The sequence below is a fragment of the Faecalibacterium taiwanense genome, assembly GCF_036632915.2.
In the GTDB taxonomy this organism is placed as follows: domain Bacteria; phylum Bacillota; class Clostridia; order Oscillospirales; family Ruminococcaceae; genus Faecalibacterium; species Faecalibacterium taiwanense.
The window spans coordinates 1,073,049-1,098,498 of the sequence record NZ_CP155552.1 but is presented as its reverse complement, the minus strand read 5'-3'; the positions used below and the strand labels follow the sequence as shown (position 1 = coordinate 1,098,498).

Below are 25,450 nucleotides of genomic sequence, written 5' to 3'. Positions count from 1 at the left end.
ACTTTTTTAAAGGGTCTGTTTAGCTGTTGGACAGATCGCAGATTGCCTGATAGGTGGTCCACAAATCGCCCGGCTGGCTCTTCAGGAACTCCTCGATGGCGGGCATCATGGCGTTCTTGATGTCGTCGCGGTCAACGTCCTCGTTCACCTGCATACCGGTTTCCTTCAGCTTTTCGAGGTACTCGTCCTTGTGAGCGAAGTAGTACTCGTTGGTCCAATCCTGCATCTCGTTGGAGGTCTCAGTGATGATGTTCTGCTGATCCTCGGACAGGCCGTTCCAGATATCCACGCTGAGCAGGTTGAAGATGGTGGAGTACACGTGGTTGGTCTGGTTCACGTACTTCTGCACTTCGTAGAAGCTGTTATCGTAGATCATATCGTAGGGGTTTTCCTGCATTTCCACAACGCCCTGGCTCAGTGCGTTGAAGGTCTCGCTCAGTGCGATGGCGGAGGTGATGGCACCTGCGGCAGTCCACATGCTGTTGTGCAGAACATTGCCGCTCATACGCATCTTGCGGCCCTGCAGATCAGAAGCCTTGTTGATGGGCACATTGGAGGTCAGCTCACGGGGACCACGCAGCTGATACCACAGCACCTTGAAGCCTGCATCCTCGAAGTCCTGCATGATGCCCTTGCCGATGTCGCTCTCGCACATGGCCTGAACGTCTTCCTCAGAGTTGTAAGCCCAGGGAGCCTCCAGCAGGGTGGCGCTGGGTGCGTAGCCGTTGAAGGAGCCGCCGGACATGGTCATGGAAGTGGTGCCGACCAGCATACCGGCCAGAGAGTCCGCCTCGGAACCGGAGGTGCTGGAGGGGTAGATCTCAACGGTCATGCTGCCGCCGGACTTCTCCTCGATGCGGTTCTTGAACTCGGTAGCTGCAAGGCCCCAGGGATGCTCCAGAGAAACGGTCAGGTCGAACTTGAGCACCACAGAAGCGTTGCTTGCGGTTGCTGCGGGAGCAGCAGTGGAAGCTGCGGAAGAGGTGGAAGCTGCAGTGGAGCTGCTGGAACCGCCGCATGCGGTCAAGGCTGCGGTAGCAGCTGCTGCGCCAACAACGGTCAGAAAGCTACGGCGAGAAATCTTTTTCATGGTAAATTTCCTCCTTGATTCGTGTGTTCTCGTTCTTTTTATTTTAGGTGCCTTTCCCCGGCACAAAAATCGGTCTTATCAGAAAGTGCGGATGCGGTCGATGCAGGTTGCGTAATCATCCTGCTGGAAGAACAGCTCCTGCTTGCCGAGCACGAAGCCTTCCACATTGCAGTTATGGTACAGGTCGGCAATCACCTCGCGGGTAGCACCGCCATCCAGCATCAGGTGGTAGTTCAGGCCTTTTTCCTTGCGGTAGTTATCCAGCTCAATGAATTTCTGGCGCGTGTAAGGCATGAATTCGCGGCCTGCAAAGCCTGGGTTCACAGCCATGATCATGACGTAATCAGTGATGGGCAGCATGTCCTTCACCGTCTCAAGGCTGGTGCAGGGGTTCAGGATCAGGCCCGTCTTTTTGCCTTCCAGCTGAATCAGCTCCAGCGTAGCGGAGGGGATCAGCTCAGATTCAGGATGAATGTAGATGATGTCGGCACCGGCTTCTGCGATCCTCTTGATGTAGCGGTGCGGGTTCATGACCATCATGTGGCAGTCAACCAGCTTGTGATGGCCCGCGTCGGTGATGCGGCGGATCATTTCCAGCTCACGCACCGACATGCCGAAGTTCGGTACAAATGTGCCATCCATGATGTCCACATGGTAGATGTCCATGTCCGTTGCATCCAGCTTTTCGATCTCTTCCCGCATGTTGTCTGTGGAAAGATTGAGGATCGACGGGCAAAGGATCTTTTTTTGCAAGGTATCCATTTTGTAAAGTCCTCCATATTTTATACTTGTTTATCCGTTCAATCTTTGCGATTCTCGCAAATTGTATACTAGTTTTCTGTGCCATCATCATAGCATATCCTCATCTCAAAAACAATACTTTTCATACAATTTTACTGATTTCACAAATTTTTATGGTTATTTTATGCACATTCTACAGTCTTTCCGTCCATTTCTCGCGATTTAGCTCTTCATGCAATCTAGTATACATCATTGGAATCTTGTATTCTTTCTACCATTTACAGCTTTTTCCACTTTTTGACCAGTATTTATCCTGAAATCTTGATATTTTATATATTGTTATTTTTTAGATTTTAAAGTATACTAGTTTCAAGAGATATCAAAACCTGCTTTAACCTTCTTTGAAAGGACATCATTTATGTCAAATTCTCTCCCTGCCGATATGCTCACCGCTACCGACCAGATCTATCTGAGCCTGTGGAACCAGATCTGCAGTTTGGATCTGCTCCCCGGCGAAAAGCTCAGCGAGGTGCGCCTTGCTGCCGAGTTTGAATGCAGCCGTGTTCCCGTGCGTGAAGCACTACATCGCCTGGCTGCCGATGGTGCTGTGGATGTGTTCCCCAAAAGGGGAAGCTTTGTCAGCCTGATCGACCGCCAGCAGGTGGAGCAGACCCGCTACCTGCGCGAAGTTCTGGAAACCCATGTCTGTCTGGAAGCGTTCGATTCCGGCGCACTTACTGCGATCTATCCTTATCTGTGCTCCATTGTGGAACAGCAGCGGACCGCCCGCGCAATGGATGACATTGCAACCGTGTTCCGTCTGGATGAAGATTTCCACCATATCTTCTATTCGCTGGCCCACCGTGAGTTCGTGCTGGAGCATACCGGTCCGCAGAATGTACATTATCGCCGGGCACGTCTGCTCTCCATCCATCATGAGGCAAAAGAAACGATCATTGAGCAGCACACGGATATTCTGGAAGCGATCCGCGCCAACGACCGTGAGCGCCTGCAAAATGCGATCTTTACCCACCTGAACAACGTGAACGTGGTCATGCAAGGCCCCAACATGGGCGACCATGCTCTCTATTTCAATCCCCCTTATGAGGTATCCAAATGACACAAAATACAATTACACTGATCGTTCTGGCCGTCCTTGTTGTTTTTTCCCTGCCGGCTTTGTACCGAAAAAAGAAAAGCGGTGATCTGACCCTGTGGGGTAAGGGACGCAACATTCTGGGGCAGCTGCCCTCGGAAGAAGCTGCTTGTGCAGCGGTGTCTTCCTCTTCCCGCAACGGCTCCCAGAAGGACATTCTGCAGTTCGTTTCCTCTCTGATGAAGCTGGTGCGCAAAAATCACTGGTACATCGTCATGCCCGGCCAGCTTTCGGACGGCAAGCCCAAAACCAATCTTTCGCTCGTGCTCATCACGCAGCATCGTGTCATCGGCCTGAAATGTTATGGTTATGGCGGTTCCCTTACCAATAACGGAAAAGCCGCCGACTGGACACAGAAGCTGGATAAGACGACCAAGGCGATCCACTCTCCCCTGCCGGATCAGACCGCGCAGCAGGCAGCTCTTGCGTCTCTTCTGCCCCAGCTGAATGCATCTCAGGTCGAGGTCTTTTCCGTTTTTACCACACCGGGCGTGCAGCTGATCAACTGCAGCGGCCTGAACTGCTTCACTTCCGTTTCCCTGCTGGAAAAGCTGCAAAGCTCTTCCGCGGACTGCACCGGCCCTCTTCAGCCGAAGGAGCTGGGCATCGCACTGGAAGCCATGAAGCCGGACCCGCCCGCCAAAAGCAGACAATAACAACCTCCCATATGTGCGGTTGCCGTACAAGCAAAAACACCCTCACAGCTTTTCCATTTCAGCTGTAAGGGTGTTTTTGTTTTGCTTTTTATTATAACCCGTTCACGATATTTTCCGGCCGCTGTCCGTTTTGCACCGCCATGATCGCCGCGGCGATCATGCGGCAGGCTGAGCAGCGGATTTTCCGTTGTGACCGGTTCCGGCGCAATGGTGTCCAGTCCGGCTCCGGCGATCTTGCCGCTGCACAGGGCTTTGGCAAGGGCGGCGCTGGCCACAAGGTCGCCGCGGGCAGTGTTGACGATGAAAATGCACCGTCCTTCATGAGGGAGCCGAACAGACCGGGGATGAAGTGGGAGCAGTCCTTTTCCAGTACCTCGCAGTCTGCCATGATGGTGCTGGTCAGGTCGGCAAGGTCTCGCTTGCCGAAAAAGGACAGAGGCAGCTTCCGCAGCCGCTACCACCATCTTGCTCCAACTGCACGTCTCCATTCAGCAAAGCGGAGAGCTGCTTTTATACCGTTATCCGCTATTTGCTCTTATTTTATCTGCGGTGCATCCTTTTGCTGCCGGGTGGATCTCAGATATTCCAGCAGCGTCCGGCTCACCACAGAGCTTGCCGTCTTGGAAAGCGCCAGCCTCACTTCCTGTTCCAGCTCCCGGATAGCATTGGTCAGGCTGGGCTGAGAAATATAGAACTGCTGCACTGCATGGCTGATGGTGTCGGCGCCGGCAACAGCCGTGACATAGCGGAGTTGTTGAAGGGTCACGGCTGTTTCCTTTCGGCGTGTTTTTTCTATCCTACCGCAGAGCCGCCAAAAACGCAACGTATTTTCTTCTTTGAAATACCAAACGAATATTGCCGGCATATCCAAGATACGTTTTACCCACCCTGCAATTTCCCTTATAATAGCACCGCAGTCTTGAAACAGCTGCAACATTCCCATATCACAAAGGAGGCTTTCCGGTATGGGACAACGGCAAAGTGAGATCATCAAAAATCACATGGAAGTTTACTGGCACGACTATGCGTCGGCCAGCAAGGGCGTTCCCATTACCGAGGCGGGGCTTGTGGAAAAAGCCTCCGTCATTGGACGCACCGGGCTGATGCTGCTGGAATGCGGCACCGGCGCATGGCGTGTCCGAAGCTCCATGAACACCCTTTCGCGGGAGCTGGGAGTCACAACAACAGCGGATATCGGCCTGTTGTCCATTGAGTTCACCTGCTTTGACGGTGACCAGTGTTATACCCAGTCACTCTGTCTGACAAATACGGGCGTGAATACCTCCCGGCTGAACCGGCTGGAGCATTTCGTCAACGACTTCGACCGGGAAGGGAAATTTATGACCGGCGAAGAGCTGCACAGCCACCTCGATGAGATCGAGCGCATCCACGGCTTGTATTCGCCCATCGCACTGGGCTTTGCAGCTGCACTGGCCTGCAGCTGCTTCACCTTTCTGCTGGGCGGCGGCATTGTGGAAATGCTGTGTGCCTTCTGCGGTGCAGGCATCGGCAACTTTGTACGGTGCAAGCTGACAAAGCACCATTTCACCCTGTTTCTGGGCATTACGGCGTCGGTCTGTTCAGCAAGCCTCGTGTATGCCATCCTGCTGAAGCTGGCCGAGGTGCTGTTTGCCGTATCGGCGCAGCACGAGGCGGGGTATATCTGCTCCATGCTCTTCATCATTCCGGGCTTTCCGTTCATTACCAGCGGCATCGACCTTGCCAAGCTGGATATGCGCTCCGGGCTGGAACGTCTGGCCTACGCCGTCCTCATCATTCTGGTGGCAACCATGACGGCTTGGATCATGGCACTGCTGCTGCATTTGCAGCCGGTGCAGTTCCCTGCCCTGAGCCTGACACTCCCGGAAGAGATCGTGTTCCGGCTGCTGGCAAGTTTTGGCGGTGTGTTCGGCTTTTCGCTCATGTTCAACAGTCCCCGGAACCTGGCAGTCTGCGCCGCCCTTATCGGTGCGGTAACGAACACGTTCCGGCTGGAGCTGGTGAGCCTTGCGGGCTTTCCGCCCGCTGTTGCAGCGTTTCTGGGCGCACTGCTGTCCGGACTGCTGGCCTCCTGCCTGAAGAGCGCCGCCGGTTATCCCCGCATCTCCGTCACCGTGCCGTCCATCGTTATCATGGTACCGGGACTGTATTTCTACCGTGCCATCTATAATCTGGGCATCCTGTCTCTGATGGACTCCGCCACATGGTTTGCAGATGCCATTCTCATCATCGTGGCACTGCCGTTAGGGCTGATCTTCGCCCGTATTGTCACTGACAAGACTTTCCGTTATTGCACCTGATGTACAGCATTTCCATTCTCCCATATAAGGCAAAACGCAGCGAATCTTTTAACAGTTCGCTGCGTTTTGTTTTGCTGTGATGCACTTATAAAGGGAGTTCGTTTACAGGGCGTTTACTCGCCGTAAACGATCTTGGTAGCAGTTTCCACATGGCGTTCCAGCCGGTCGGCAAAGTGTTCCAGCGGCAGAAAAACGCCAAGTTCATCGTAGCGGGTTCCTCCGTCCTTGAGCGTATCCTGTCCATAGTAGACCACGGAACGGGGCAGTGCGTGCTGCAGTTTCATCTGGATATCCCAGACGGTGGAGTAGGCCTCCGCTTCCGTTACCTTCTGCTTCACGGTGTCCGGCAGTTCGTAGATCAGCAGCAGCCCCAAATGCTGGTTGTAGTGGTACTCCACCACATCCATCGAGCCTTCGTCGTAGCCGTGATACTTGCAGTAGCCGCTGGCAAGGTACATTTTTACCTTTTCCTGCTTCTGGAACACCCGGATGAACCGGTCGTATACTTTGCTGCTCACGGCAACTTTGTTGTTCGGCAAAAGAACGCCGGCATCATCCGTCAGGATCACCGGGTTCGGCTGACCATCGGCGTTGAATTTGAACGGGATCAGGGCAGCGTTCCGTAGCAGGTCAAACATACTGTGCTGGCAGATCGCCATCAGAAAGGCAGACAGATCCTTGTTCTCGTAGGCATTGAACAACGCTGCGGCAAACTGCTGTGCACTCACGGCCGGCGCATCCAATACGTCTGCCATGTCCAGCGAGTCGTTGAAGGTATCCATCAGGCGTCGGCAGGCTTCTGGATTTTTCAGGATCTCCCCGAACAGTGCCTCTGCCTTTTCTTCTCTTGGAAATATCGTTGCCATCAAAAAGACCCTCTTTCTGTTTATTTCCAGCTACCTATTATAGATTCATAATGCCCCGCTGTGAAATACTGCTTTCATATTGCTGCTATATGCAGAACACTTTTTACACATTTTCCAAGTGCCTGTACAATGGACGCTGCAATCATGAAATTGCACGAGGGAAATCGAAAAATATATAAGTTGGTTTGAACGAAGGCAGTTCCTATGTCTGAAGTCAAAAAGGTCGTGCTGGCATATTCCGGTGGTCTGGACACAGCTGCCGCACTTGGTAAAGCGTCCCTCGTAGCCGCTGCCATCCGGGTATTCGTAAAATCCCATGTTCCACGAGTAGGGGTTGCGGTCAGCTGCTTTTGAAAGGAGCCTGAAAACAGCACCCACATTCCAAAGGGCATTCCGGCATATTTCATTGTCTGCCTCCAAATCCGATCTTTACGATCTGCATTTTCATCCCGTTGTCCCCGACCTTGGCGAGAAACCGGAAAAAGCCGCTGATAGAAGGATCTTTCAAATCGTTGTAGCCCAGCATATAGCCCCGGCTGGACACTTGCAAACGGCTGTCCCACGGGGAAAGCTCGCTTTTCGCATCCGAAACCGCGAAATATGCCCCTACATCCTTGATTTTTGCCGTCCTGAGCCACGTTTTGGCGATCATCTTCACCGCCGTTCGGTTGGCAGCATCGAACACCAGCACCCCGCCGGGGAAAGCGTCCGCCATCCCCTGCACCAGTTCCCGAACCTGCTCCGTCAGGAAGTAATAGAACACCCCGGAGGCAAAAAACACCGCCCCGCCGGTGGCATCGATACGGTCAAACCATGCGGGGTCTTTCAGGTCGCAGGGGACGTTTTGCTCTCGCTCCCCGGCGGGCAGCAGCTGCTGCCGCAAGGCGATCACATCCGGGAAGTCCAGATTGTAGATTTTACAGCTGCCGTTGTCGCAGGCTCTGCCGGTGTTATCCAGCCCGCAGCCCAGGTTGACTACCGCCGCACAGGGGTGCGTTTTCAGGTATGCCTGCACCTCAAAGGCAAGGTCATTCTGCCGCATGGCGACCTCCAGCGCACCAAAGCGCTGCATCAGGCTGCGGGAGTTTTTCTCTGCCTGCGAAAAATCGTAGTCGATCTGGTCGATCAGATGCACCGCTGTTTCGTCTTGGTAAAGGTTCGGATACAGCTCGGTACACAGCTTCCGGGAATACAGTGGGAGGATCAGCGTCTCCTGCACGGTGTTTTTCTCGATTTTGTATTTCATATCGGGTCCTCTCACTTTCTGATAAACGGCAGCTTCGGCATACCGTCCTGCTCAGCGATAAATGCCAGCATTTCAGCAAAGCCCTTCGGATCACGAATCTGATATTGCATGTGATCGTATCCCTCAAATACGGGGTAATTGCCGCAGGGATAGGCTTCTATCACCGCTTGACGGTATTTGAAATGATCTTCTATGCTGCCAAACTCGAAATAGAGATGCTTTTGCAGTTCTTCGGAAAGTGCTGGAAAGGGTTTATCCTCCAGGCTGTCCAGAATCTGTCGCCGCAAATTTGTGTAGGTCAGATTTTTCCCTGCGGCTATAAAATACGGCTTTATGGAGTCATCGTCACACCACAGGATCTTTTTCAATGTGCCGCCCTTTGACCAGTACAGGCTCTTGATGGCCAGATACAGAAACGGTGTCATCATGCGGCGCGTACCTTTTCCGATTTGTGCAAACTGCCCGCCGTCAAAGAAAACATGTCCGATGGGCAGCTTCGTGCCTGTCAAAAACGCCATGGCAAGGTCAGCACCGATCGAAGAAGCCACAACCAGTTCAAGGCGTTCCACCCCCTGCGGTTTCAGGTATTCTTCCACCTGACGAACCTCGTCCGCCTTGCTGACATATTTCTGCCCTTTGCAGTACACGGTGGAGGTAGGTAAAATGCAGAAATACCGATCCTGTAAATAGTTTGCAACCGGTTCGCTGCTCTCCCCCGTCACACCCATAGCATGAAAGAACAGCACCGCAGGATGATTCCTGTTGCCATAAGTTTGAAACATCATTGATATCGCCTCAGCTTTCCATAAGAAACATCATAATTCTCGCAAGTACCGCCGCTATGACTGCCATGCCCACCGTGCCGAACAGCCACTTTTTCTGTTTGTCTTTTGCGGTGATGTACGGCTTCAGATCTTCTGTTCCGGGGATCGTCCATGCGTTCGTGTGCCCCACCCAATAGCTGTCAACCAACAGGCGGTCCATGAGATTCATAACGGACAAGATGACGAGTAACTGCCAGAAACCCTGAACAAAGCCCTTTGCACCGTTTATCCCATAGACACAGACCAGCACATAGCCGATATAGCCGGAATGCAGACTGCTTTGAACAGCAGGCTGTTGCGTCGGATGCGTTCCTGGCTTGTAAACCCCAGTTTTACGCACCGCTGCTGCACCGCCGGGCTGTAAAGATGCACCATCCCAACAGCCCCTTTGCGGATGCCCACAGCACAGACAAGAACCAGCAAAGCCCCCAACCCAAGACCTTCCAGAATCACCTGTAAAAGCATTACTTATTCCTCCTGTATCCGTTTTCATCCCGGTATTCGGGATGTTCCTTTACGTATGAATCCTTATCGCCGCAGATGGTATAGTCGCATCGGCAGCCGTCCACGCAGGTGGTCGTCCGCACGAGCTTGGCATGGAGCAGTTCCATGGACGCATAGTCCACATTGCACAGGGCGGGCATAATGTCCGCAAATCCGAACCGCTTGGCAAATTCCGCCGCCGGACACGCCGTAAATTCATAATAGATGGGCTTGCTGTTTTCGTAAGGCGTAACATCCATCTCGTAATCGTGCCATGTGTCACAGTGCTTTTGGGCGGTGCTGAATGCCCGATACATCAGCTTTTTCCAGAATGGCTTGTTGATGTCAACGAATCGCAGCTTCCGGAAGGACGGCAGGATCAGATTTTCTTCGATCTCTTCCATTTCGCGGAATGTGACCACATCCCGGCACACATCGTAAAAGCACATGATGGCGATGCAGTCGTAGGTGCCGCCTACGCCGTTGTGAAAATTCTTTTTACCGCCGAGGTCGGTGCGCCACTTGGAAAGAAGCTCTGCGTATCTCAGCTGCACCTGCTCCCAGACCGCCTCGCGCTCCACCTCCGGATAGTGCAGAGTGATTTTCGCCAGAATTTCCTTTTTGCAGGGTTTGGAATATAGCACATGGCAGCTACGGTCAATTTGTAATTCACTGTCCTTCATCTTCCCACGCCTTTCAGAAAACCACTCTTTGCATTTTCTTCGGTGTCGTCCGATTCGTCGTAGGCATCATAGGGTGCCGATGGGTCGTGTACTCGCTTTTTGAATGGTGAACAGCTCTTGTCTTTGTGGGCAAACGCATAGGCAAAATTGTCCGTCCATCCCGTGTGACCGGTGATGAAATATGGATGCAGCCCACGTGCGCGCAGTTTCCGCTCCAGCTCCGCCAGTGACTGCACAGCCAGCTCATTGTCCTCCGCCAGCGAGGAAATGAAGCTGTAGCCGCCGTCCGCGCCGAACCAGATGGTATCGCCGGTAAAGAGATATTTCCCGTCCACAAGATATACCATGTGCCCCCATGTATGACCGGGAACGAGAAAGCACTCGATCCTGACCCCGTCGATGTCGATGACCTCACCATCGTGCAGCAGCACTTTTTCATTGTTGATCGTGACCTGCGGCAATTTATAGAGATGATAGATGACTTTTCGCCGCACCTCGCCGGTGAGATACCGGTTCTCGATCTCACCGATGTACAGATTCGCATTTCGGAACAGCCCCGGACTGTCTGCTTCCACCGCACCCACATGGTCGGTGTCCTGATGGGTGATAAGGATATGATTAGCTCCTATTAGGAAAACACACTGTCAAAGGGGTGTGTAGCGGGGTTAGCCCGCTACTGCGGGTTTTGTGGTGTTGATTTCAATGTATTCTGCTATGCGTCTAAATTCATCCGCAAACTTAAATCTCACACTAATGTTTCCATTCTCATAAACCTTGATATGGTCGATCAGCTCAACGAGAAGTTCCCGAGAAAGCTGGTCGATATTTTGATGCTTTGTAAAGGCCACCAATGCGGGATGCTCACTCTTTACACCGTTTGCCAGTTCCGCCCGTTCAGCATTCAGCCGGGCCAGCACATCCGTAAGAGCGATGGTCTGTCGTTCATAATCGGCTTTCATATCCCGGTAGTCCTGCTGGGTAATTTCCCCGTCTTTCCAGTCTTGATAAAGGGACTGCTTGTAGCGGCTGATTTTTGCCAGTTCCTGCTCTTTCGCAGCAATCAGTTCTTCCAAACGGATGGACTGGCTCTTTTTGACCGGGGCGGTGTTAATGCGAGCAATCATTTCCGAGTATGAAACAGCCAGATGGACTTGCTGTTGTACCGCAAAGAGGACAGCGGCCTCCAGACGGTTATGCTTGATTGAGTGCATTGTGCAGGCTGTCCGAGAGCGGTTCTTGTAGGTGGAGCAGGCATAGTACACATTATTGTTGTTGCCTACGCTCCGGGTAATTGCCCGCCCGCAGTCAGCACATTTCAGAAAACCGCTGAACAGGTGGACTTCCCGGCCTTTTGGAGAAGTACGGGTATCCCGCTGTAAAAGGGCCTGCACCTTATCAAAGGTTTCATAATCAATGATTGCCTCATGCGTACCAGCTACTTCCACCCATTCTTCACGGGGAACGCTTTCAACCTCGTGTACCTTATAGCTTTTTACCCGACTGCGGCCCTGTGCCAGATCCCCGGTATAGGTGGGGTTCGTCAGAATGGAGTGGATCATGCGGGCTCCCCACATAGGATCGTCATATCCTCTTGTTGAAACGGGTATGCCCTTTTGCAGTTTATAAGCCGAGGGGCTTGGTACGCCGTGTTCATTCAGATACAAAGCGATGGCCCGTTTCGATGTCCCTTTTAGGAACAAAGAGAAAATAAGTTTGACGATTTCAGCGGCATCGGGATCGATGATCAACTGGTGCTTGTCCTTTGGGTGCTTTATATATCCATAAGGAGCAAATGCGCCGATGTACTGACCGTTGCGCCGCTTGTAGTCAAATACCTGGCGAATTTTCTTTGAGGTCTGGTAGCAGTATTGATCGTTCATCACATTTGTAATCGGGACGATAATACTGGAAACGCTGTCCGGGTTGAGATAGCTGTCCACATTTTCAGCAAGACTGATAAAACGGACACCCATCTGAACAAACAGGTTATCAATCAGACTTCCCGCATCGCTGTAATTTCTTGCAAAACGGGAAAGGTCTTTTACTACCACGCAGTTTATTTTCCCGCTCATTACATCGGAAAGGAGCCGCTGGAAATTCTCCCGGTTGGCGTCCGTTCCTGTGTGTCCATCGTCTACATATTCGGAAACACTTTCAAATTCTCCGATATGCTTCTGGTAAAAGTCATTGAGCAGATCACGCTGGTTGATGACGCTGTTGCTGTCGTCCTTTCCCTTTTTCAAGTCCTCTTTGGAAAGCCGGATATATTCGCCCAGCCGCCAGCGGCGGACGGTATAAGAGGGAGAGAAACTCTGTTGCAATCCTCTGTTTTTTGCTCGTGCCATTGTTCCTCCTTCCCTATCACATTACATCTATATTATACCTCTGCCCGGGCGGGACAACAAGGATGCCTCCGCCTCGGGACACTTTGTCTCGAAGTAGAAACGGGCCATAACCGAAGTTACAGCCCGCTTTTTTGCCGGAGCAGGAAGTCCGTCAGCGTGTCCTGCAAGGATGGCCCGCTTTCCGCGAATTCAATTTTCACACCGATCCCGCCGATGCAAAAGCAGTATGGATTTTCTACCGCCTGTAAAAACAGGGCGATCCGCTCCTCCCGGGGAGAGAGGTGTCAAAGGCCATACCGCTCACATCCGGCAGGGACTCGGGAGCCACTGCGCCGATGTCAACGCTTTTCATTTGTTCCAGTTCCTTTGCCGTTAATCTCACGGTAAAACCTCCTTATCAAAAATAGGATACGCCTCCCGCATATCGTGGGGAAACGCAAGAGGGCAGCACCCAAACGATGCTGCCCTCTTGCCTCACTCCATGTAAGTATAAAATAGAGAACGCCGCTCCCATTTTCTTGCCCTGTCCAAAGACAACCATGCTCAGAGCGGCGTTCCCTCGCAGATAAGAGGGCGGCCCGGAGGGACAGGCGGCCAGCCTGTCCTATGCCGGATCGTGGCCGTGGGTTGGCCCGGCCCAGTTGCGGCGTTGGTGTTGTTCGCTCATTCTTCCAAAGAAAAAGTCACAGCGCACCCGCCGCCCGGCTCATCGGACTATGCCCGGGGCCGCTGCTGTTTATCTGCAGAAAGAAGAATATCTCCTTTCATAAACCGAGACATTTTTTCATCATTTCCAAGTGGGGAAAATGAAAAAATCAAAAAGTTTTTTCATGCGCTCAAGGCCACGCTTGATCGACTGGCGGACAGACTCCTCATGTACGCCCTCGGCCTCGGCAATTTCCTTGATGCTCTTTCCGAGAATGATGTGGGCATCAATCCTGCGGCCCTGGATCTCCGGCAAAGAGTTGAGTGCGTTCCACAGACGGATGAACAGCTCCATGCGCTCCAGAAGCTCCTGGGGCGTTGGCTCATGCAGGCAGGCGGAATATTCGATCCCGTCATCGCAGTCCAGAGAATACTGCGCCTTATGCCGGGAGAGCCGCCGCTGGTAGGCCATTTCGTGCCGAGCATCGGACACAAACACTTCGGCTACCTCGTCAGAAACCTCGATAAACTGATCCTGTGTGTACCAATAATAAAAATCCTTCAGATTGATTGTAGTCATAAATAAACCTCCGTTTCAGTGTTGGGTGGATGAGTGACCGAAACGGGGCTTGGCGGGGAGCGGCACCCCGGGAGCCGCCCTGCACCTCGGGACAATTTGTCTCGAAGTACAAAAAAGCGCCTGGGCGACACAAAGCCGCACAGGCGCATGAAGTTACATATTCATTTATGTACTGCCTAATTTCATATTTATAACCAGACTGTCCCGGAGGGGGAGCTACGCTTATTTTAGCTGGTGTAGATCATGTGTACTGTGAAAAAAGGCAAAAATAGACACGGCGGCAATCCTCCTATATGCCGCCGTGGATTTACACGGTGTTAGGTCGTCGTTGGTTTAAGGTAGACGAAAAGAAACGGCGGCTCTGAAATCAAAGCCGCCGCTTCATAGGCGCGTGGAAATGTGTCTGCTTTACGACGGCTTTTTTTCTTTTGCCGTCGTCCGGCAGAATGTTACTCCATATTCAATTCAATGCTTCCAGTGAAATTTTCACATTCAATGCCGATATAGTTTCCACCTTCAGGGAGTGTAATTGTATCACTATATGTTCCGGTTGTTTCAAGCAAAGTGACTTCTTCATCAGCTCCAGAAATCCAAAATACTTTTGCAGTTCCATCCGTAACCTCCAGCGCGCAGTCAATAGACAGATCCTTACCCGCTTCACGCTTTATGGAAGTTCCGCCGAACAAATACTCTGTATCTGAAAAATCCTCATAGTTGGCTGTATAGCTTCCTGTATAATCATCAATTCCTTTTTCTTTCGTACCTTGTAAGGATGAATTTCCGGTAAGTGCTATGGAACCAGCAGACTGAACAATATTGTTATACTGATCGAGAACTTCATCTTTTGTACAACCGGAAAGCACAGAAGCGCCCAACAGTATCAAGCATAATGATAGAACTATTTTCTTCACAGGTATCACCTTCCTTTCCTGCGTACAGCACGCTTTCCTTTTCCCTTGGAATTTGCCTGTTTACGGGATTTTATTTCTTTTTTGTTACTGGACATCAGTAACAACAGCACCGCCCAGAGAACCATGATGCCAACCCCAATGACTGCCAGCAAAGGATTCGGGGCTGTGGTTGTTCCGGCATATCCACTCATGTCAAAGCCCACTAAAATCAGCGCAGCAGAAAACGGATAGATGCTGGCAAGGATACCGCCTTTGAAGAACAGCATGCTATATCCAAGGAAAAACGCCAGAATGGAACCTCCCAGATATGCCCCTCGGATCTGCCCAAAAATCAAGATCAGCGGCATACAGACCAAATAGGTCGTCAGAGCTGCCAACACGATCTGTGTACCTCCATGAAAAAACACTTCCACTGTCAGTCCCGATAATCCAACCGTCAATCCAGTAATCAAGGTAACGCCAACGCTGTATATTCCCAGCAGGACTGCAAAAATCCCGACCCAAAAGAGCTTAGCTCCCAGCATTTTCGGCATGGAAACAGGAATTGTCATGATGTTTTTCAGCGTATCATGGGTGGATTCTCTGTCAATCAGCCAGCTGCCAATCATCACCAGTGAAATCGGAAAAAACATCTGCGTATTGCCCCAGACAACATTCTCAAACAGAGTGGAAAAATCATAGTTTGGATTTCGGTACTCCGCCTCCACAATCAGCTGGCTCCCATATTGCACCAACGGACAGAGTGCAAGCGCCACCAGCCCCACCCAAAGTATTTGGCACCGGCGTAGCTTGAGCAATTCTGCTTTTAATAAATCCCACATAATTACACCCCCTTAGATTTCCTGGCGCCGGTAAACCAACGCAATCAGCGCAAGAAATACAACGGCTTCCACAACAATCACACCGAACACCTGAACACCATTCAGAAAATACGGACTGATCCGTTCCAACAAGTCTGCCAATTCCGCACTGGTCTGGCTTTGGTCATAAAATTGGAAGGTCCAGCGGAAAGCCAGCGGTCCCGGAAACAGGGTTCCGATATTCAAACCAAAAGGCTGTGTGAGGAACGCATCGCTCATCGAAAGGATATAATTTGCAGTCGTATAGAAAAAGGTAATCACGACCGACACGATATAGTTTTTATTAAGAAGAACAACGAGCAGGATACATGGAAGTGCGCCTACCCACATAATCAGCCCTTCTTCTATCCCAACGCCAAACAAGATCCAAAACCCAACCGGCTCCCAGCCCTGAAACAGCAAAACCGCAAGATTTACCAATCCTCCAACTGCCATAAAGCCAACGGCAAACAATAGCAAAACCAGCATCTTGGACAGCACCAACTTGGTTCTGTTTATCGGTATGGTAACAAGGTTTTTTAGTGTGTCATTGTCCAGCTCCTCAAACAGCAGATTGGAAGCCAGTATCACAAGGAGCGGCATCAAAAGCAAATAAGCACTGAGCTGGAACAGGCTGGACATCACTCCATTTACAGCATCCACATCAGTGTTTACATCTGCCAGAAAGAAAGCATAAGCCAATGGCATGAAAACAGAAAGCAGCAGAGAAATAAATACCAAGGGCTTCCGTTTTAATTTCAAAAATTCGCATTTGATTAGTTTAAGCAATTCCTTCGCCCCCTGTCACACGCTTGAAGTAATCTTCAAGACTTTCTTCACAAGTATGCGCCTCCGATACCTCCAATCCGTTTTCTACAAAGGCAGTTACAATTTTCCCCACAGGCAGATCAAGGTTGTGCAGGCGCAGATTGTGGTCGTCCTGTATGGAAAAATGGTTTTCATGGAAATTGCGTTCCAAAATTCTTGCCGCCTGTGCAGTATCAGAGAGTGTAAACCGGATATGCTTACTGCTTTTTTGCTCCAGTTCAGCAAGGCTTTCTTCTTCCAGCAATGCGCCGTGATCGATAATTCCAATATCGTCAGCCAGCAGGGAAATCTCCGAAAGAATGTGACTGGAAATCAAAATGGTTTTTCCTCTTGCGTCGCAAAGCTCCCGAATAAAAGAGCGTACTTCTGCAATACCGATAGGATCGAGACCGTTGATCGGTTCATCCAAAATCAAAAGTTCTGGATCGTGCATAACGGCAAGGGCGATGGCAAGCCGCTGCTTCATACCAAGAGAATACTGAGAAAAGAGTTTTTTATCTTTGTAGGGAAGTCCTACCAAATCCAGAGCATCTTTGATGGCATGATTGTTTGGTACACCCCGCAGAGTAGCAAAAATACGCAGGTTTTCTGTGCCGGTCAGATTGGGATAAAAACCGGGGGACTCAATCAAGCTGCCGATACGGGGCAGCAATTTCTTTTCATTCCCCTGTAAAGACTTTCCCCAGATTTTGACCTCTCCGGAAGTCGGCTTCGTTAAGCCCAACAGCATTTTCATGGTAGTGGTTTTTCCGGCTCCGTTTCTGCCAAGCAGACCATAAATTCTCCCACGCTTCACATGGATATTTAAGTCAGCCACACTCTTTTGCGAGCCATATTGCTTCGTCAGATTTTTTGTTTCAATGATGTAATTTGTATCCATATTCAAAACCTCCTGTTCTGTAAGGTATTCTATCACGCCAACCTTGCATTAACCTTGCCGCAACCTTGCATTAACCTTGCAATTTGAAATCCGGCAAAAATGACAAAGGTTCCCGCCATAAAGACGGGAACCCGCTTAAATCTCCAAAGGAAAAAGCAACATAAATTCAGTTCCTTTTCCCGGCAAACTTTCAACTGTTATACTCCCACCCATCTTTTCTACAAGCTGATGGACAATAGAAAGACCAAGTCCGCTGCCTTTTTCAGAGCGTCCTTTGTCACACTTATAGAGCCGTTCAAAAATGTGTTTCAAATCTTCCTTCTCAATTCCCACTCCATTATCCGCCAGCAGCAGCTCCATGTTATTTTCCTTCTTTGACAGGGCAATTTTGATTTTGTCTGCATGGCTGTGAGCAATTACATTTTGAATGAGATTGTTGACGATCCTCATATAGCTGTCCATATCCAATCTTACCCGGACAGGCTGTTCGGGAATATCGATGTCATACTCAACCTGTTTATCCTCAAAAATCGGTATCCAGTCAATGAGGATATTTCTTGTCAGCTCTGCGGCCTCAACGCTCTGGATCTCCAAAGCAAACTCGTTTGAATTTAACTTGAACCAGTCAAAGAGTACATCAATATATTCTTTCAGATCATGGGCTTTCCGGCGGGCGGTTTCAATATAATCATCCCGGTCTTTTCCTGTGACCAGTCCTTTGTGTGCAGCGTCAAGATACCCAATCAGAGTAGTAAGGGGCGTTCGCACATCGTGGGAAAGGCTCGTCATAAGCTGGCGGTTGGTTTCTTCTGTCTGCCGTACAGTTGAAAGTCTGCTTTCATAGGCCACAACGATCTCGTTGATTTCATAGGCAAGAGGTGCTGTCAGTTCATTTGTTGCAGATAGAATACGCCGGTTGCCATTTCCGTCTTTCACATCAACCAGTGCATCGGTCATTTCTGCGATTTGCTTTTTTACGCGCCGAATGAGAACGATGGAAGTCAATACAGCCACAACAGCAATCACAATGGACAAGAATACGATAATTTCCATACCAGCTACACCTCCTTATTAAAGCGGTAGCCAATCCCTTTGACCGTCTGGATATACTTTGGACTGGAAGGATTGACTTCTAATTTTTTACGAAGCCGGCTGATAATCGCCATGATATTGCTGTCATCATAGAAATATTCTTCGCCCCAAACTTCCTCATAAATCTGCTGTTTTGTCAAAATTTTACCTTGATGTTTTGCACAGTACAGGAGCAGATCAAATTCCTTTGGCGGAAGTTCAAAAGTGCCGTTTGCCGTCGTAACAGAACGATTTTCAAGGTCAATCTGCAATCCGTCAAAATCCAGTTTTTGCACAGTTCCGGCTTGCTGATTAAAGCGGGTGTAGCGGCGAATGAGGGACGCAATACGGGCAATCAGTTCGTCCATATCAAACGGTTTTGTCAGATAATCGTCCGCCCCGGCCCGTAAGCCCCGCACTTTAGAAATGCTGTCATTTTTGGATGTAAACATCAAAATCGGCAGGCTGTTCTCTTTACGGATTTCTTCCAGCGTTTCAAAGCCATCCATACCGGGCATCATCACATCCAGCACTACAAGCTGATACTCCTGCTCTTTTAATTTCTGCAAGCCCTCTTTTCCAGTATTACAAAAATCAGCTTCTATGTTTTCTGCTTGTACGCTGCGTTTAATCAAAGCGCACAGTTCTCTGTCATCATCTATAATCAAAATTTTATTCATGGCGCAGCTCCTTCCCTTGTCTTGTCCGCCCATCAATCGGCTTCTCCGCAGTTTTAGGGATCAGCCAAATACCAGCCATTTTCACAGCGCCGTGGATACGCCCACCAGCACAATAATAATTTACCCTACGAGGTGTCACGCCCCACTTTTCGGCAGCCTCTTTCAATGTCATATAGTCCATTTTGCACCTCCACAGGATATATTATAGTTCTCTGCCTCGAATAATACAAGTTAGAGACTACATGGACACGAAATAAAATACTACTCAATGTAAAATCTCATTACATTCTCATAATTCAACCAGAAATGTAGAATGATATAGGGTGATATGAGAATGAACCAAGATGAAAGAAGGTTTGACTTTCACGGCCTCGGGGCGGCACTCAAACGAGCCAGAGAAGAAAAGGGCTGGACACAAGCCTATGTTGCGGAATTAGTAGACCGTGACTCCCGTACCATTATGAATATTGAGAATAAAGGTCAATATCCCAGCTTCGACCTTTTTGTTAAACTCATTACTATGTTTGACATTTCAGTAGACCAGTTTATTCATGCGGACGGAGGGGCGCAGACAAGTTCTTGCAGAAAACACATTGATGTGCTCCTAAATTCTATGAATGAAAAAGAGCTCGTCGTGATAGAAGCCACAGCCGAGGGAATTAAGAAAGCCAGAGAAACGGAGGAAGCGTAAGAAAGCGTGACCTTCGTTTTTTTGCGCCATGTATCGGAAGCGCACGAAATGGCAAGCAATTCGGGTGTGGCCACACTCCGAAATTTTTGCTGGCCGCAGGCCCGCAAAATACTTGTTGGGGAGCTCCCCAAACCCGCTGAACTTCGGGACAAATTGTCCCAAAGTCCCGGCGCTATGCGCCTGTTGTCTGCGGCCTGTCGCTACCGCTCCTGGGCCTTATTTTCCCGCCCGTCCGTCACGCCGAGCAGATGATCAATGTTCGCCTTGATTGCCACAGCCTGCCGCATATCCGCCTGGGCCTTGCGGTATTCCGCATAGAGGGCTTTTTCTTTCCCGCCAATTCTTGGCGGGACTTTTTCATATCCGCCATCTTTGGCAGTTTTGCACCGTCCAAAAGCTCATTCATAGTGGCCCGGGCCGCCCGGTAAGTGGCAAGCTCCGCCTCATGCTCCGACAGATACTTTTTACTGTACCGGGCCGCCTTATAACCGTCAAACACAGGCCGGGTTTTTGCGTAGTCCACAGTAGCCGCCATGAGCCCGGAGGTCTTTTCCAGCTCCGCCTCCGTTTGCCGCAATTCCTCGGACAGCGTGTGAAAACGCTCTACTGCCTTTTCTGTACTGGCCGCCAGCGCCTCATAGTCCATCAAATCATTTTCCCGCAGGTACTGGAGCGCAGCAGCCATCTGTTTCAGATTGTAAACCTTGGCCCACCGTTCATAGGCCGGGCCCTTGCCTTGTGCCATGCGCTCTTGAATGTCTATAATCAGATTGACACGACGGGCAGAAGTCGGGGCCTCCTGCGGGAGCTCCGGGATCGGACGCTCCCCGGCAATCACAGCCCGGATGTCCTCGGGATCAAAACCATCCCCGAGGGTAGATGCCCGCAGGCGGGTGGGCTTATCCTGCCCGGGAGCAAGGAAGGAGATCACACCGCCACGGCCATGCTTTACCAGAAAGCCGGACTCCTCCATAAGCCTCAGAAACGCCGGAAAATCGGCGGGCTGTTTTTGCAGGGACTCCACGATGGCCAGCCGCACCCGCTGTTTTGCAGAGGGCGGCTTTTCCCCAATCCACTGGCCATAATGGAGATACCGGCCCTTACTGTGCTGTTTGGGATTTTGGATCACAGAGAGGTCATGCTCAATGCACACCCGGTCAGAGAGCCGCCGCAGGGCAAAGCTGGAGCCGATAAAATTATGGAACTTCCGAGAGCGGTCAAAGGCCGTTGAATTGAAATAAATGTGATTGTGGAGGTGCCCCTTGTCTGTGTGGGTGCAGACAAAAAACTGATACTTTCCCTTTGTCCAGCGCATGGCTGTTTCATAGCCAATCTGGTTGGCCTCCTCCGCTGTCACTTCGCCGGGCGGGAACGCCTGCCGGATTTGAAAAAACAGGGCTCCACGCTCTACGGCCCGGCCTGTTTCCGCCTGGTACTGGCTCTTTACCAGCAGAAACTCAGCGGGAGCCGTGGCCGGATCGCAGAGGTATGAGGACAGGGCTCCCAGCTTTTTCGGATTAAGCCCATAGTCAAAGCGTTCCTCCATTGTCTGGACAGCGCCTTTCCCAGCCGCCACCTTGTAGGGCCGGATATAAGTTGTAGCCGTGAGCACACCTCCTTCCAAAGAAAACGGCGGCTGTCCGTCCAGCCGCCGCAGGGGACTTCGGGACAAATTGTCCCAAAGCGTTATCCTGTGATAAAACTCTTTAGCGAGTAGTTGAGACTGTCCAGCTTGTCAATGAGCCACTCCGCCACAGCGGGCAGGCCAAAGGGCGAAACAGCAAAGGCGATCACAAGCCCCTGTATGCCCCAGCGATCCCCCGTGAATAAAGCAAACAGGGCTCCGATCAGGCAGAGAAAGGACAGGGCGCAGAACACCCATGACGCAAAGGAAAAAGCAAAATTCAATACTGCCACAAGGAGCGTGAGGGCCAGAACAAAGGGGGCCGCTAAAAGTTTCAGAATGATCCGCATCGCTTGATACCTCCTTGAAAAGTGTGGTTTATGGTTCCTTACATGATAATTATACCTCTGTCCGGGAGGGACAACAAGGATGCCTCCGGCTTTCAGCACCTCGGGACAAATTGTCCCGAAGTAGTGAAAACCGGGGAGCGGCACACACCACTCCCCGGAAGGATCAGAGCTCCACCAATGCGGAGAGCTTTTTCAGCAGATCGGACAGCGGCCCCCACAGGGCGGCATAGTCCCGTTGCAGAGCGGCGATCTCCTCGGGGTAAATCCCACCGTAGGTATTCGCCTGGATCGCCACTTGATTGAGATTGTTGGAGCACCGCCGCTGGAGCGATACCAGCTCCCGGACGGGCGAGAGGTCAACATGGAGCACATAGCCATTGAGGGCCATTTTCCGTATATAGGCCCCCATATTGCGGATGCCCGCCTCGGCCATGCGCTGTTGAATAAGGGCCTGCTCCTCCTCAGATACCATCACATGGAGATGGATCGGGCGGCGGCGTTTCTTTGTCATCGTTCCTCCCGTTCCCGGCTCCGGCGCTTGTGGGGCGGTTCCTTAACCTTATCCAGCTCCTTTTCCTCCGGGGGCGGGGCCTGGTTATTGAGAACACCGTCCAGCATATTGTAATTGTGCTCGGTGGCGATCTCCGCACTTTTCATCGGGTTATATCTTTCTTCCATACAAATCCTCCTATCGGTCGCCCCGGTCGGGGGCCTTTTTCTTATGGATGGGATCGCCCTGGCTGGCTTCGGCCAGAGCTCCGGCCTCTTTCATCTGCTGGGCAATCGAGAGGGGCCTGTCACCGTTTTTTCGGGATAATTCAGAAATGACGGGGGCAGGACGGAGCTCATAGTCAGACGCCTCCTTTTCGGTCAGCGGCCTTGTATAAGTCAGATGCCCCCATGCCAGAAATGCGCCGCCCTCCACCGGGATGCGGCGGTCATAGTTGACGATCTCATCCGGGGCATTGTGGGGCGGTTTGGGGAATGTCCCGATGTCCACAGGCCGCTGGGTAGAGTAATACTTGTAAAGGCCGGGGGCCTCGGTCTGCACGATCCCCACATGGTAAAGCCGCTGATAGTCCTTTACCCGGTCTGAAAAATCCCGTTCCATAGCGGCCAGATCGTTGCCGTAATGTCCCCATTCATACTGCCGCTGGCCGTTCTTATCATCGTAACAGGCCCATGTGACATAGGGGGATGGAGCTGTGGGATGATGCCCCAGCGCAAAGCCCCTGCCATTTTCCAGCATCACAGCCTTCAAAATGGAATAGCCTTGATTTTTGTCCACAAATACACCTCCTTCATCGTGTCATATCCTTTTCCGTTTTCCGGGCAAAGGGCTGGAGCTGGTAAGGGCTCTGCCCATCCTCCGGGCGTAAAAACTCCATCCGGCCCGCCGCATAGATGGCATTTTTCGTAAGCTGTCTCTGCCATACCCCTGGCTGGGAGCCCACTTAAAACCGTTGCTTTTCAGTTCCCGCCGCTGTTCCTCCGATGGCTTTTCCTCAAAAAAGAGCTGCAAGCGGTTTTCTCCTTCGTTGATTTCCGCCCGGCCCCGGGAAAGGCCCAGCCCGCATATTCCGACTGGCTTTTCAAATCCTTAATGCGCTGGCGTGTGCGGCGGATATTGGCATTGTTGTTGGTAAGCAGATAGGACGGATAGGGTACGGGATTTTTGCGCCAGTCGGATGCCATAGAGGACTGGAGCTTTCCGATTTCCTCGGCGGACAGGACGGGACAGCCCTCCAGCGTTTTATGCTTGCGGTAGTAGGCATTGACAGTTTTCATTTCCTCCTGCATGGCCTCCAGCCCTGCCAGCTTTGCCTCCAGCTTTTCCACAGCCCGGTCATCGTCTGCTCTGATCCCGCCCATGCCCGTTGAGCGCACCTTGTCCAGCAGGCCCTCGATCTGCATATATTCGCCCATGTTCTTATCCCGGGCGGCGTTCTGCTTTTCCTTTTTCCGCACCGGGAAGTTGGAACCTCCGGCGATGAGGATGGAGGGTACACGGGCATCTATGAGATTGCTCTGGTTGATGTTCTCCGCCAGCTTGCGGGCATAGCGGTCTATGAGCCCGTCAATCTTTTCGTGGTACATGGGATCGACACGCCCTTTCTGCTGTTCCCCAAGGGCATAGGCCTGATCCACCATTTCACGATAAGCGGCGGTAGCGGAGCCGGGAACATAGTCGGAAAAGCTGTTGGCGTTTTTAGCACGCCGGGCGGCCTCCTCATTGATGGGGTAATATTTCGGCATAATTCCTCCTCTCAGAAAGCAGGGACTTCGGGACAAATTGTCCCAAAGTCCCGCTGTATGGATGTTGACAGTATCGGGGCAAACGGGGCCAGACCGTAGAATGATACGGCAGGCCAACGGAACGGCCCCGAAAATCCTTGATATAAGCGGGTTTTGCAGGCCCTAATTGTCAACGGATGCACCCCGCTTTTTCCGCATATATTCCCGTTGCTGGCGGCGGTGGGCTTTCTTTGCACAGGCCGCCGAGCAGTACGCCTGCCGCCTGTCCGGGGAACAGGCCCGCCGCATACCGGGCATATCTTAAAATCCGGTCTTGGGCCCTCGCTCATAAGGGACGCTTCCAGCGCCGGATCAAGGGGCAGGACGGACTCCCGGAAATAGCGGCAGTATGATCCCGTCCAGCATTTACCCAGCATATAGCAATCGCTATCCAGCGGCAGGCATCCGTATTCCCGGTCATAGTTGGCGCACCATGTTACCACAAGAGAGCGGATCGCTGTCTTTTCCTTGCGTGTCAGTTCACGGGACAATCCATCACCTCCCGCCAGCCCCGGCCTTCAAAAGCTCCTTGTAGCAGGACACACAGGCGATCCCCCGCCAGTAACAGCAGCCATAACAGGCCGAGCCCCTGGGCGGCCTGTTCTCAGCGGGAGCCTGGGGACGGGGTTTTTCTTTCATCATTCGTTCAAAGGGACTGCTGGTAAAATTCATCTGATTTCCTCCTTTTCTTCGGTTTCGTCCTCCTCGTCCCACGGGGGCCGTCATCTTCAAACCCGTCATAGTCCGGGTACTCCCCGCCATCGTCCTCCTCGGGTTGGTCAGCCTGCTGGTGTTTCGGACGGTAAATCTTGAAATACCATGCGGCCCCGCCGCCGATACCCATGACAGCCAGCACCAAAAGGATCATTCCGGCGTTGCCCGGCTTCTCGGGTTCCGGCTCAGGCTCCGGGGCAGGCTCGGGCTCTGCGCCTACGCATTTCCCCATATTGACAGAGCATACCGGGCAGTCGGTATTGACAGCCCCCGCCGCACATTTCTCCGGACAGGAGCAGACCGCCTGTTCCACGCCAGCGGCCTCGGCTGCGGCCAGCAGATCCCCCTCATCCACAACGCTGAAAAAGTAGGTTTCATACTGTTCGCCTTCCTCGTCCACAGGCTTGTCATAATCAATGACAATGTAAAAGGTATTGCCGCCGCTGGTCTGGACGGTAATAAACTGCTTGTTGGTGTGCTCGTCATAGAGCAGATCACGGGTTACAAGGTTTCCCTCCTCAGAAAAGCCCTCGCCCGGCGTAATGGTCGGCTCCGGGGCCGGGGGTTCCATTGTGGGATCGCCGTAGTCCTCGCCCTCGCCGCCGCCTGCGTAGGCATAGGCGGGAACGCTAAAGCCGCATAACAAAACAGCGGCACAAAGCGCCGCTGTCAAAACTCGAAACCGTTTCATATTCAGTTTTCCTCCTTTTCCTCATCCTCGGACTTCGGGACACTTTGTCCCAAAGCCCCGCCGCCTTTCAGCTTTTCAAACAGCAGGGGCAGTTCCGCAAGGGGATGCTCATGCCACGCACGATGTCCACGATCTCGCTGTTTTCCGCCTCCAGCTTTTTCTGCTCCAGCTCCTTGAGCCGGGCCTGCTGTTCGCTGATTTTGGCCTTGACCTTATCAATCTCGGCCTGGATTTTCATGCTTTTTGCTGTTGCCATAAATG

The 25,450-nt window shown here is 51.7% G+C and carries 29 protein-coding genes and 6 pseudogenes; 5 read left to right on the top strand and 30 right to left on the bottom strand.

Annotation, left to right across the window (positions count from 1 at the left end):
- Window positions 1-19 precede the first annotated feature (19 nt).
- Both PXT33_RS05570 and PXT33_RS05565 read right to left on the bottom strand, forming a co-directional pair.
- Window positions 20-1,090, bottom strand: coding sequence for a TRAP transporter substrate-binding protein (locus PXT33_RS05570; RefSeq protein ID WP_291012314.1), 1,071 nt, complete (start codon window positions 1,088-1,090; stop codon window positions 20-22).
- Between the two features lie 78 nt (window positions 1,091-1,168).
- Complete coding sequence (locus tag PXT33_RS05565) at window positions 1,169-1,852, bottom strand: ribulose-phosphate 3-epimerase (RefSeq protein WP_291012312.1); 684 nt, start codon at window positions 1,850-1,852, stop codon at window positions 1,169-1,171.
- Between the two features lie 397 nt (window positions 1,853-2,249).
- Between PXT33_RS05565 and PXT33_RS05560 the strand changes: the two genes are divergently transcribed.
- On the top strand, window positions 2,250-2,951 hold the full coding sequence (locus PXT33_RS05560) for a GntR family transcriptional regulator (protein WP_291012310.1): 702 nt from the start codon (window positions 2,250-2,252) through the stop codon (window positions 2,949-2,951).
- On the top strand, window positions 2,948-3,643 hold the full coding sequence (locus PXT33_RS05555; RefSeq protein WP_291012307.1) for an NERD domain-containing protein: 696 nt from the start codon (window positions 2,948-2,950) through the stop codon (window positions 3,641-3,643). The genes PXT33_RS05560 and PXT33_RS05555 overlap by 4 nt, the downstream gene beginning before the upstream one ends.
- Here PXT33_RS05555 and PXT33_RS14765 read toward each other — a convergent pair.
- From PXT33_RS14765 to PXT33_RS05550, 3 genes and pseudogenes are all read right to left on the bottom strand, one after another.
- Complete coding sequence (locus PXT33_RS14765) at window positions 3,574-3,918, bottom strand: NAD(P)-dependent oxidoreductase (RefSeq protein ID WP_350339887.1); 345 nt, start codon at window positions 3,916-3,918, stop codon at window positions 3,574-3,576. The two genes, PXT33_RS05555 and PXT33_RS14765, sit on opposite strands and share 70 nt — an antisense overlap.
- Window positions 3,906-4,094 (bottom strand): annotated as a pseudogene (locus PXT33_RS14810) (ABC transporter ATP-binding protein); the annotation flags it as partial. The gene PXT33_RS14765 and the pseudogene PXT33_RS14810, both read right to left, overlap by 13 nt.
- 84 nt (window positions 4,095-4,178) lie before the next feature.
- Window positions 4,179-4,409 (bottom strand): LysR family transcriptional regulator, encoded by a 231-nt coding sequence (locus PXT33_RS05550; RefSeq protein WP_291019292.1) that lies wholly within the window; start codon window positions 4,407-4,409, stop codon window positions 4,179-4,181.
- A gap of 199 nt (window positions 4,410-4,608) precedes the next feature.
- On the opposite strand from PXT33_RS05550, the gene PXT33_RS05545 reads away from it, so the two are divergent.
- Entirely contained in the window at window positions 4,609-5,943 is a 1,335-nt protein-coding gene (locus PXT33_RS05545) for a threonine/serine exporter ThrE family protein (RefSeq protein ID WP_005942733.1), read from the top strand.
- A gap of 113 nt (window positions 5,944-6,056) precedes the next feature.
- Here PXT33_RS05545 and PXT33_RS05540 read toward each other — a convergent pair whose 3' ends face one another.
- On the bottom strand, window positions 6,057-6,809 hold the full coding sequence (locus PXT33_RS05540; protein WP_291019289.1) for a DUF4866 domain-containing protein: 753 nt from the start codon (window positions 6,807-6,809) through the stop codon (window positions 6,057-6,059).
- A gap of 204 nt (window positions 6,810-7,013) precedes the next feature.
- On the opposite strand from PXT33_RS05540, the gene PXT33_RS05535 reads away from it, so the two are divergent.
- Window positions 7,014-7,163 (top strand): hypothetical protein, encoded by a 150-nt coding sequence (locus PXT33_RS05535; protein ID WP_165852590.1) that lies wholly within the window; start codon window positions 7,014-7,016, stop codon window positions 7,161-7,163.
- Window positions 7,164-7,212: 49 nt separating this feature from the next.
- Here the strand turns inward: PXT33_RS05535 and PXT33_RS05530 are convergent, their stop codons facing one another.
- From PXT33_RS05530 to PXT33_RS05460, 15 genes and pseudogenes are all read right to left on the bottom strand, one after another.
- Entirely contained in the window at window positions 7,213-8,055 is an 843-nt protein-coding gene (locus tag PXT33_RS05530) for a class I SAM-dependent methyltransferase (protein ID WP_332376058.1), read from the bottom strand.
- Window positions 8,056-8,066: 11 nt separating this feature from the next.
- Window positions 8,067-8,840 (bottom strand): hypothetical protein, encoded by a 774-nt coding sequence (locus tag PXT33_RS05525; RefSeq protein ID WP_332376057.1) that lies wholly within the window; start codon window positions 8,838-8,840, stop codon window positions 8,067-8,069.
- A 10-nt stretch (window positions 8,841-8,850) separates the two neighbouring features.
- Window positions 8,851-9,372, bottom strand: coding sequence for a hypothetical protein (locus PXT33_RS05520; RefSeq protein ID WP_347070520.1), 522 nt, complete (start codon window positions 9,370-9,372; stop codon window positions 8,851-8,853).
- Window positions 9,344-10,045 (bottom strand): L-2-amino-thiazoline-4-carboxylic acid hydrolase, encoded by a 702-nt coding sequence (locus PXT33_RS05515; RefSeq protein WP_154258472.1) that lies wholly within the window; start codon window positions 10,043-10,045, stop codon window positions 9,344-9,346. The genes PXT33_RS05520 and PXT33_RS05515 overlap by 29 nt, the downstream gene beginning before the upstream one ends.
- Window positions 10,042-10,665: pseudogene (locus PXT33_RS05510) on the bottom strand (MBL fold metallo-hydrolase); the annotation flags it as partial. The pseudogene PXT33_RS05510 and the gene PXT33_RS05515, both read right to left, overlap by 4 nt.
- Window positions 10,666-10,710: 45 nt before the next feature.
- Window positions 10,711-12,390, bottom strand: coding sequence for a recombinase family protein (locus tag PXT33_RS05505; RefSeq protein ID WP_332376055.1), 1,680 nt, complete (start codon window positions 12,388-12,390; stop codon window positions 10,711-10,713).
- 116 nt (window positions 12,391-12,506) lie between these two features.
- Window positions 12,507-12,605: a hypothetical protein gene (locus PXT33_RS14805; RefSeq protein ID WP_405002403.1), complete on the bottom strand. Its 99-nt coding sequence runs from the start codon at window positions 12,603-12,605 to the stop codon at window positions 12,507-12,509.
- 572 nt (window positions 12,606-13,177) lie between these two features.
- Window positions 13,178-13,615 (bottom strand): sigma-70 family RNA polymerase sigma factor, encoded by a 438-nt coding sequence (locus PXT33_RS05495; RefSeq protein WP_191230404.1) that lies wholly within the window; start codon window positions 13,613-13,615, stop codon window positions 13,178-13,180.
- 449 nt (window positions 13,616-14,064) lie between these two features.
- Window positions 14,065-14,526: a hypothetical protein gene (locus PXT33_RS05490; RefSeq protein WP_038259777.1), complete on the bottom strand. Its 462-nt coding sequence runs from the start codon at window positions 14,524-14,526 to the stop codon at window positions 14,065-14,067.
- Between the two features lie 5 nt (window positions 14,527-14,531).
- Window positions 14,532-15,347, bottom strand: coding sequence for an ABC transporter permease (locus PXT33_RS05485; RefSeq protein WP_014080233.1), 816 nt, complete (start codon window positions 15,345-15,347; stop codon window positions 14,532-14,534).
- A gap of 12 nt (window positions 15,348-15,359) precedes the next feature.
- The gene (locus tag PXT33_RS05480) at window positions 15,360-16,154 is read right to left on the bottom strand and encodes an ABC transporter permease (RefSeq protein WP_014080234.1); all 795 of its coding nucleotides are present in this window, start codon (window positions 16,152-16,154) and stop codon (window positions 15,360-15,362) included.
- Window positions 16,147-17,073 (bottom strand): ABC transporter ATP-binding protein, encoded by a 927-nt coding sequence (locus PXT33_RS05475; RefSeq protein WP_007860248.1) that lies wholly within the window; start codon window positions 17,071-17,073, stop codon window positions 16,147-16,149. The genes PXT33_RS05480 and PXT33_RS05475 overlap by 8 nt, the downstream gene beginning before the upstream one ends.
- A gap of 135 nt (window positions 17,074-17,208) precedes the next feature.
- Window positions 17,209-18,126, bottom strand: coding sequence for a sensor histidine kinase KdpD (locus PXT33_RS05470; RefSeq protein WP_014080235.1), 918 nt, complete (start codon window positions 18,124-18,126; stop codon window positions 17,209-17,211).
- A 5-nt stretch (window positions 18,127-18,131) separates the two neighbouring features.
- Complete coding sequence (locus PXT33_RS05465; RefSeq protein ID WP_332376053.1) at window positions 18,132-18,824, bottom strand: response regulator transcription factor; 693 nt, start codon at window positions 18,822-18,824, stop codon at window positions 18,132-18,134.
- Window positions 18,817-19,005, bottom strand: a complete 189-nt coding sequence (locus PXT33_RS05460; RefSeq protein WP_025580818.1) for a helix-turn-helix domain-containing protein — start codon at window positions 19,003-19,005, stop codon at window positions 18,817-18,819. The genes PXT33_RS05465 and PXT33_RS05460 overlap by 8 nt, the downstream gene beginning before the upstream one ends.
- A 147-nt stretch (window positions 19,006-19,152) precedes the next feature.
- Between PXT33_RS05460 and PXT33_RS05455 the strand changes: the two genes are divergently transcribed.
- Window positions 19,153-19,515 carry a helix-turn-helix transcriptional regulator gene (locus tag PXT33_RS05455; RefSeq protein ID WP_332376052.1) on the top strand — a complete coding sequence of 121 codons (363 nt, stop codon included), beginning with the start codon at window positions 19,153-19,155 and terminating at the stop codon, window positions 19,513-19,515.
- A gap of 200 nt (window positions 19,516-19,715) precedes the next feature.
- Here the strand turns inward: PXT33_RS05455 and PXT33_RS05450 are convergent.
- The 9 genes and pseudogenes from PXT33_RS05450 to PXT33_RS05410 all read right to left on the bottom strand — a co-directional run bounded on the left by PXT33_RS05450 (window position 19,716) and on the right by PXT33_RS05410 (window position 25,445).
- Window positions 19,716-21,061: pseudogene (locus PXT33_RS05450) on the bottom strand (relaxase/mobilization nuclease domain-containing protein).
- Between the two features lie 140 nt (window positions 21,062-21,201).
- Entirely contained in the window at window positions 21,202-21,489 is a 288-nt protein-coding gene (locus PXT33_RS05445; RefSeq protein WP_055246214.1) for a CD1845 family protein, read from the bottom strand.
- Window positions 21,490-21,652: 163 nt separating this feature from the next.
- Entirely contained in the window at window positions 21,653-22,000 is a 348-nt protein-coding gene (locus PXT33_RS05440; protein ID WP_191230403.1) for a plasmid mobilization protein, read from the bottom strand.
- A complete protein-coding gene (locus tag PXT33_RS05435; protein ID WP_005933602.1) occupies window positions 21,997-22,167 on the bottom strand; it encodes a DUF4316 domain-containing protein in 171 nt (56 codons plus the stop codon). Before PXT33_RS05435 ends, PXT33_RS05440 begins: the two co-directional genes overlap by 4 nt.
- 10 nt (window positions 22,168-22,177) lie before the next feature.
- A complete protein-coding gene (locus PXT33_RS05430) occupies window positions 22,178-22,777 on the bottom strand; it encodes a hypothetical protein (protein ID WP_332376050.1) in 600 nt (199 codons plus the stop codon).
- A 182-nt stretch (window positions 22,778-22,959) separates the two neighbouring features.
- Complete coding sequence (locus PXT33_RS05425; protein ID WP_347070519.1) at window positions 22,960-23,745, bottom strand: hypothetical protein; 786 nt, start codon at window positions 23,743-23,745, stop codon at window positions 22,960-22,962.
- A 162-nt stretch (window positions 23,746-23,907) separates the two neighbouring features.
- Window positions 23,908-24,275, bottom strand: a pseudogene (locus PXT33_RS05420) (cysteine-rich VLP domain-containing protein).
- Between the two features lie 177 nt (window positions 24,276-24,452).
- Window positions 24,453-25,189: pseudogene (locus PXT33_RS05415) on the bottom strand (DUF4366 domain-containing protein).
- 2 nt (window positions 25,190-25,191) lie between these two features.
- Window positions 25,192-25,445 (bottom strand): annotated as a pseudogene (locus tag PXT33_RS05410) (DUF4315 family protein).
- Window positions 25,446-25,450: the final 5 nt, after the last annotated feature.

Bases quoted from the DNA above. Each gene is read 5' to 3' on its own strand.
- PXT33_RS05455 (WP_332376052.1), top strand. From the start codon at position 19,153: ATGAGAATGAACCAAGATGAAAGAAGGTTTGACTTTCACGGCCTCGGG.
- PXT33_RS05570 (WP_291012314.1), bottom strand. From the start codon at position 1,090: ATGAAAAAGATTTCTCGCCGTAGCTTTCTGACCGTTGTTGGCGCAGCA.
- PXT33_RS05505 (WP_332376055.1), bottom strand. From the start codon at position 12,390: ATGGCACGAGCAAAAAACAGAGGATTGCAACAGAGTTTCTCTCCCTCT.
- PXT33_RS05495 (WP_191230404.1), bottom strand. From the start codon at position 13,615: ATGACTACAATCAATCTGAAGGATTTTTATTATTGGTACACACAGGAT.
- PXT33_RS05460 (WP_025580818.1), bottom strand. From the start codon at position 19,005: ATGGACTATATGACATTGAAAGAGGCTGCCGAAAAGTGGGGCGTGACA.
- PXT33_RS05485 (WP_014080233.1), bottom strand. From the start codon at position 15,347: ATGTGGGATTTATTAAAAGCAGAATTGCTCAAGCTACGCCGGTGCCAA.
- PXT33_RS05535 (WP_165852590.1), top strand. From the start codon at position 7,014: ATGTCTGAAGTCAAAAAGGTCGTGCTGGCATATTCCGGTGGTCTGGAC.
- PXT33_RS05565 (WP_291012312.1), bottom strand. From the start codon at position 1,852: ATGGATACCTTGCAAAAAAAGATCCTTTGCCCGTCGATCCTCAATCTT.
- PXT33_RS05525 (WP_332376057.1), bottom strand. From the start codon at position 8,840: ATGATGTTTCAAACTTATGGCAACAGGAATCATCCTGCGGTGCTGTTC.
- PXT33_RS05515 (WP_154258472.1), bottom strand. From the start codon at position 10,045: ATGAAGGACAGTGAATTACAAATTGACCGTAGCTGCCATGTGCTATAT.
- PXT33_RS05470 (WP_014080235.1), bottom strand. From the start codon at position 18,126: ATGGAAATTATCGTATTCTTGTCCATTGTGATTGCTGTTGTGGCTGTA.
- PXT33_RS05435 (WP_005933602.1), bottom strand. From the start codon at position 22,167: ATGGAAGAAAGATATAACCCGATGAAAAGTGCGGAGATCGCCACCGAG.
- PXT33_RS05445 (WP_055246214.1), bottom strand. From the start codon at position 21,489: ATGCGGATCATTCTGAAACTTTTAGCGGCCCCCTTTGTTCTGGCCCTC.
- PXT33_RS05475 (WP_007860248.1), bottom strand. From the start codon at position 17,073: ATGGATACAAATTACATCATTGAAACAAAAAATCTGACGAAGCAATAT.
- PXT33_RS05560 (WP_291012310.1), top strand. From the start codon at position 2,250: ATGTCAAATTCTCTCCCTGCCGATATGCTCACCGCTACCGACCAGATC.
- PXT33_RS05440 (WP_191230403.1), bottom strand. From the start codon at position 22,000: ATGACAAAGAAACGCCGCCGCCCGATCCATCTCCATGTGATGGTATCT.
- PXT33_RS05520 (WP_347070520.1), bottom strand. From the start codon at position 9,372: ATGAAAACGGATACAGGAGGAATAAGTAATGCTTTTACAGGTGATTCT.
- PXT33_RS05425 (WP_347070519.1), bottom strand. From the start codon at position 23,745: ATGCCGAAATATTACCCCATCAATGAGGAGGCCGCCCGGCGTGCTAAA.
- PXT33_RS05545 (WP_005942733.1), top strand. From the start codon at position 4,609: ATGGGACAACGGCAAAGTGAGATCATCAAAAATCACATGGAAGTTTAC.
- PXT33_RS05540 (WP_291019289.1), bottom strand. From the start codon at position 6,809: ATGGCAACGATATTTCCAAGAGAAGAAAAGGCAGAGGCACTGTTCGGG.
- PXT33_RS05530 (WP_332376058.1), bottom strand. From the start codon at position 8,055: ATGAAATACAAAATCGAGAAAAACACCGTGCAGGAGACGCTGATCCTC.
- PXT33_RS05555 (WP_291012307.1), top strand. From the start codon at position 2,948: ATGACACAAAATACAATTACACTGATCGTTCTGGCCGTCCTTGTTGTT.
- PXT33_RS05465 (WP_332376053.1), bottom strand. From the start codon at position 18,824: ATGAATAAAATTTTGATTATAGATGATGACAGAGAACTGTGCGCTTTG.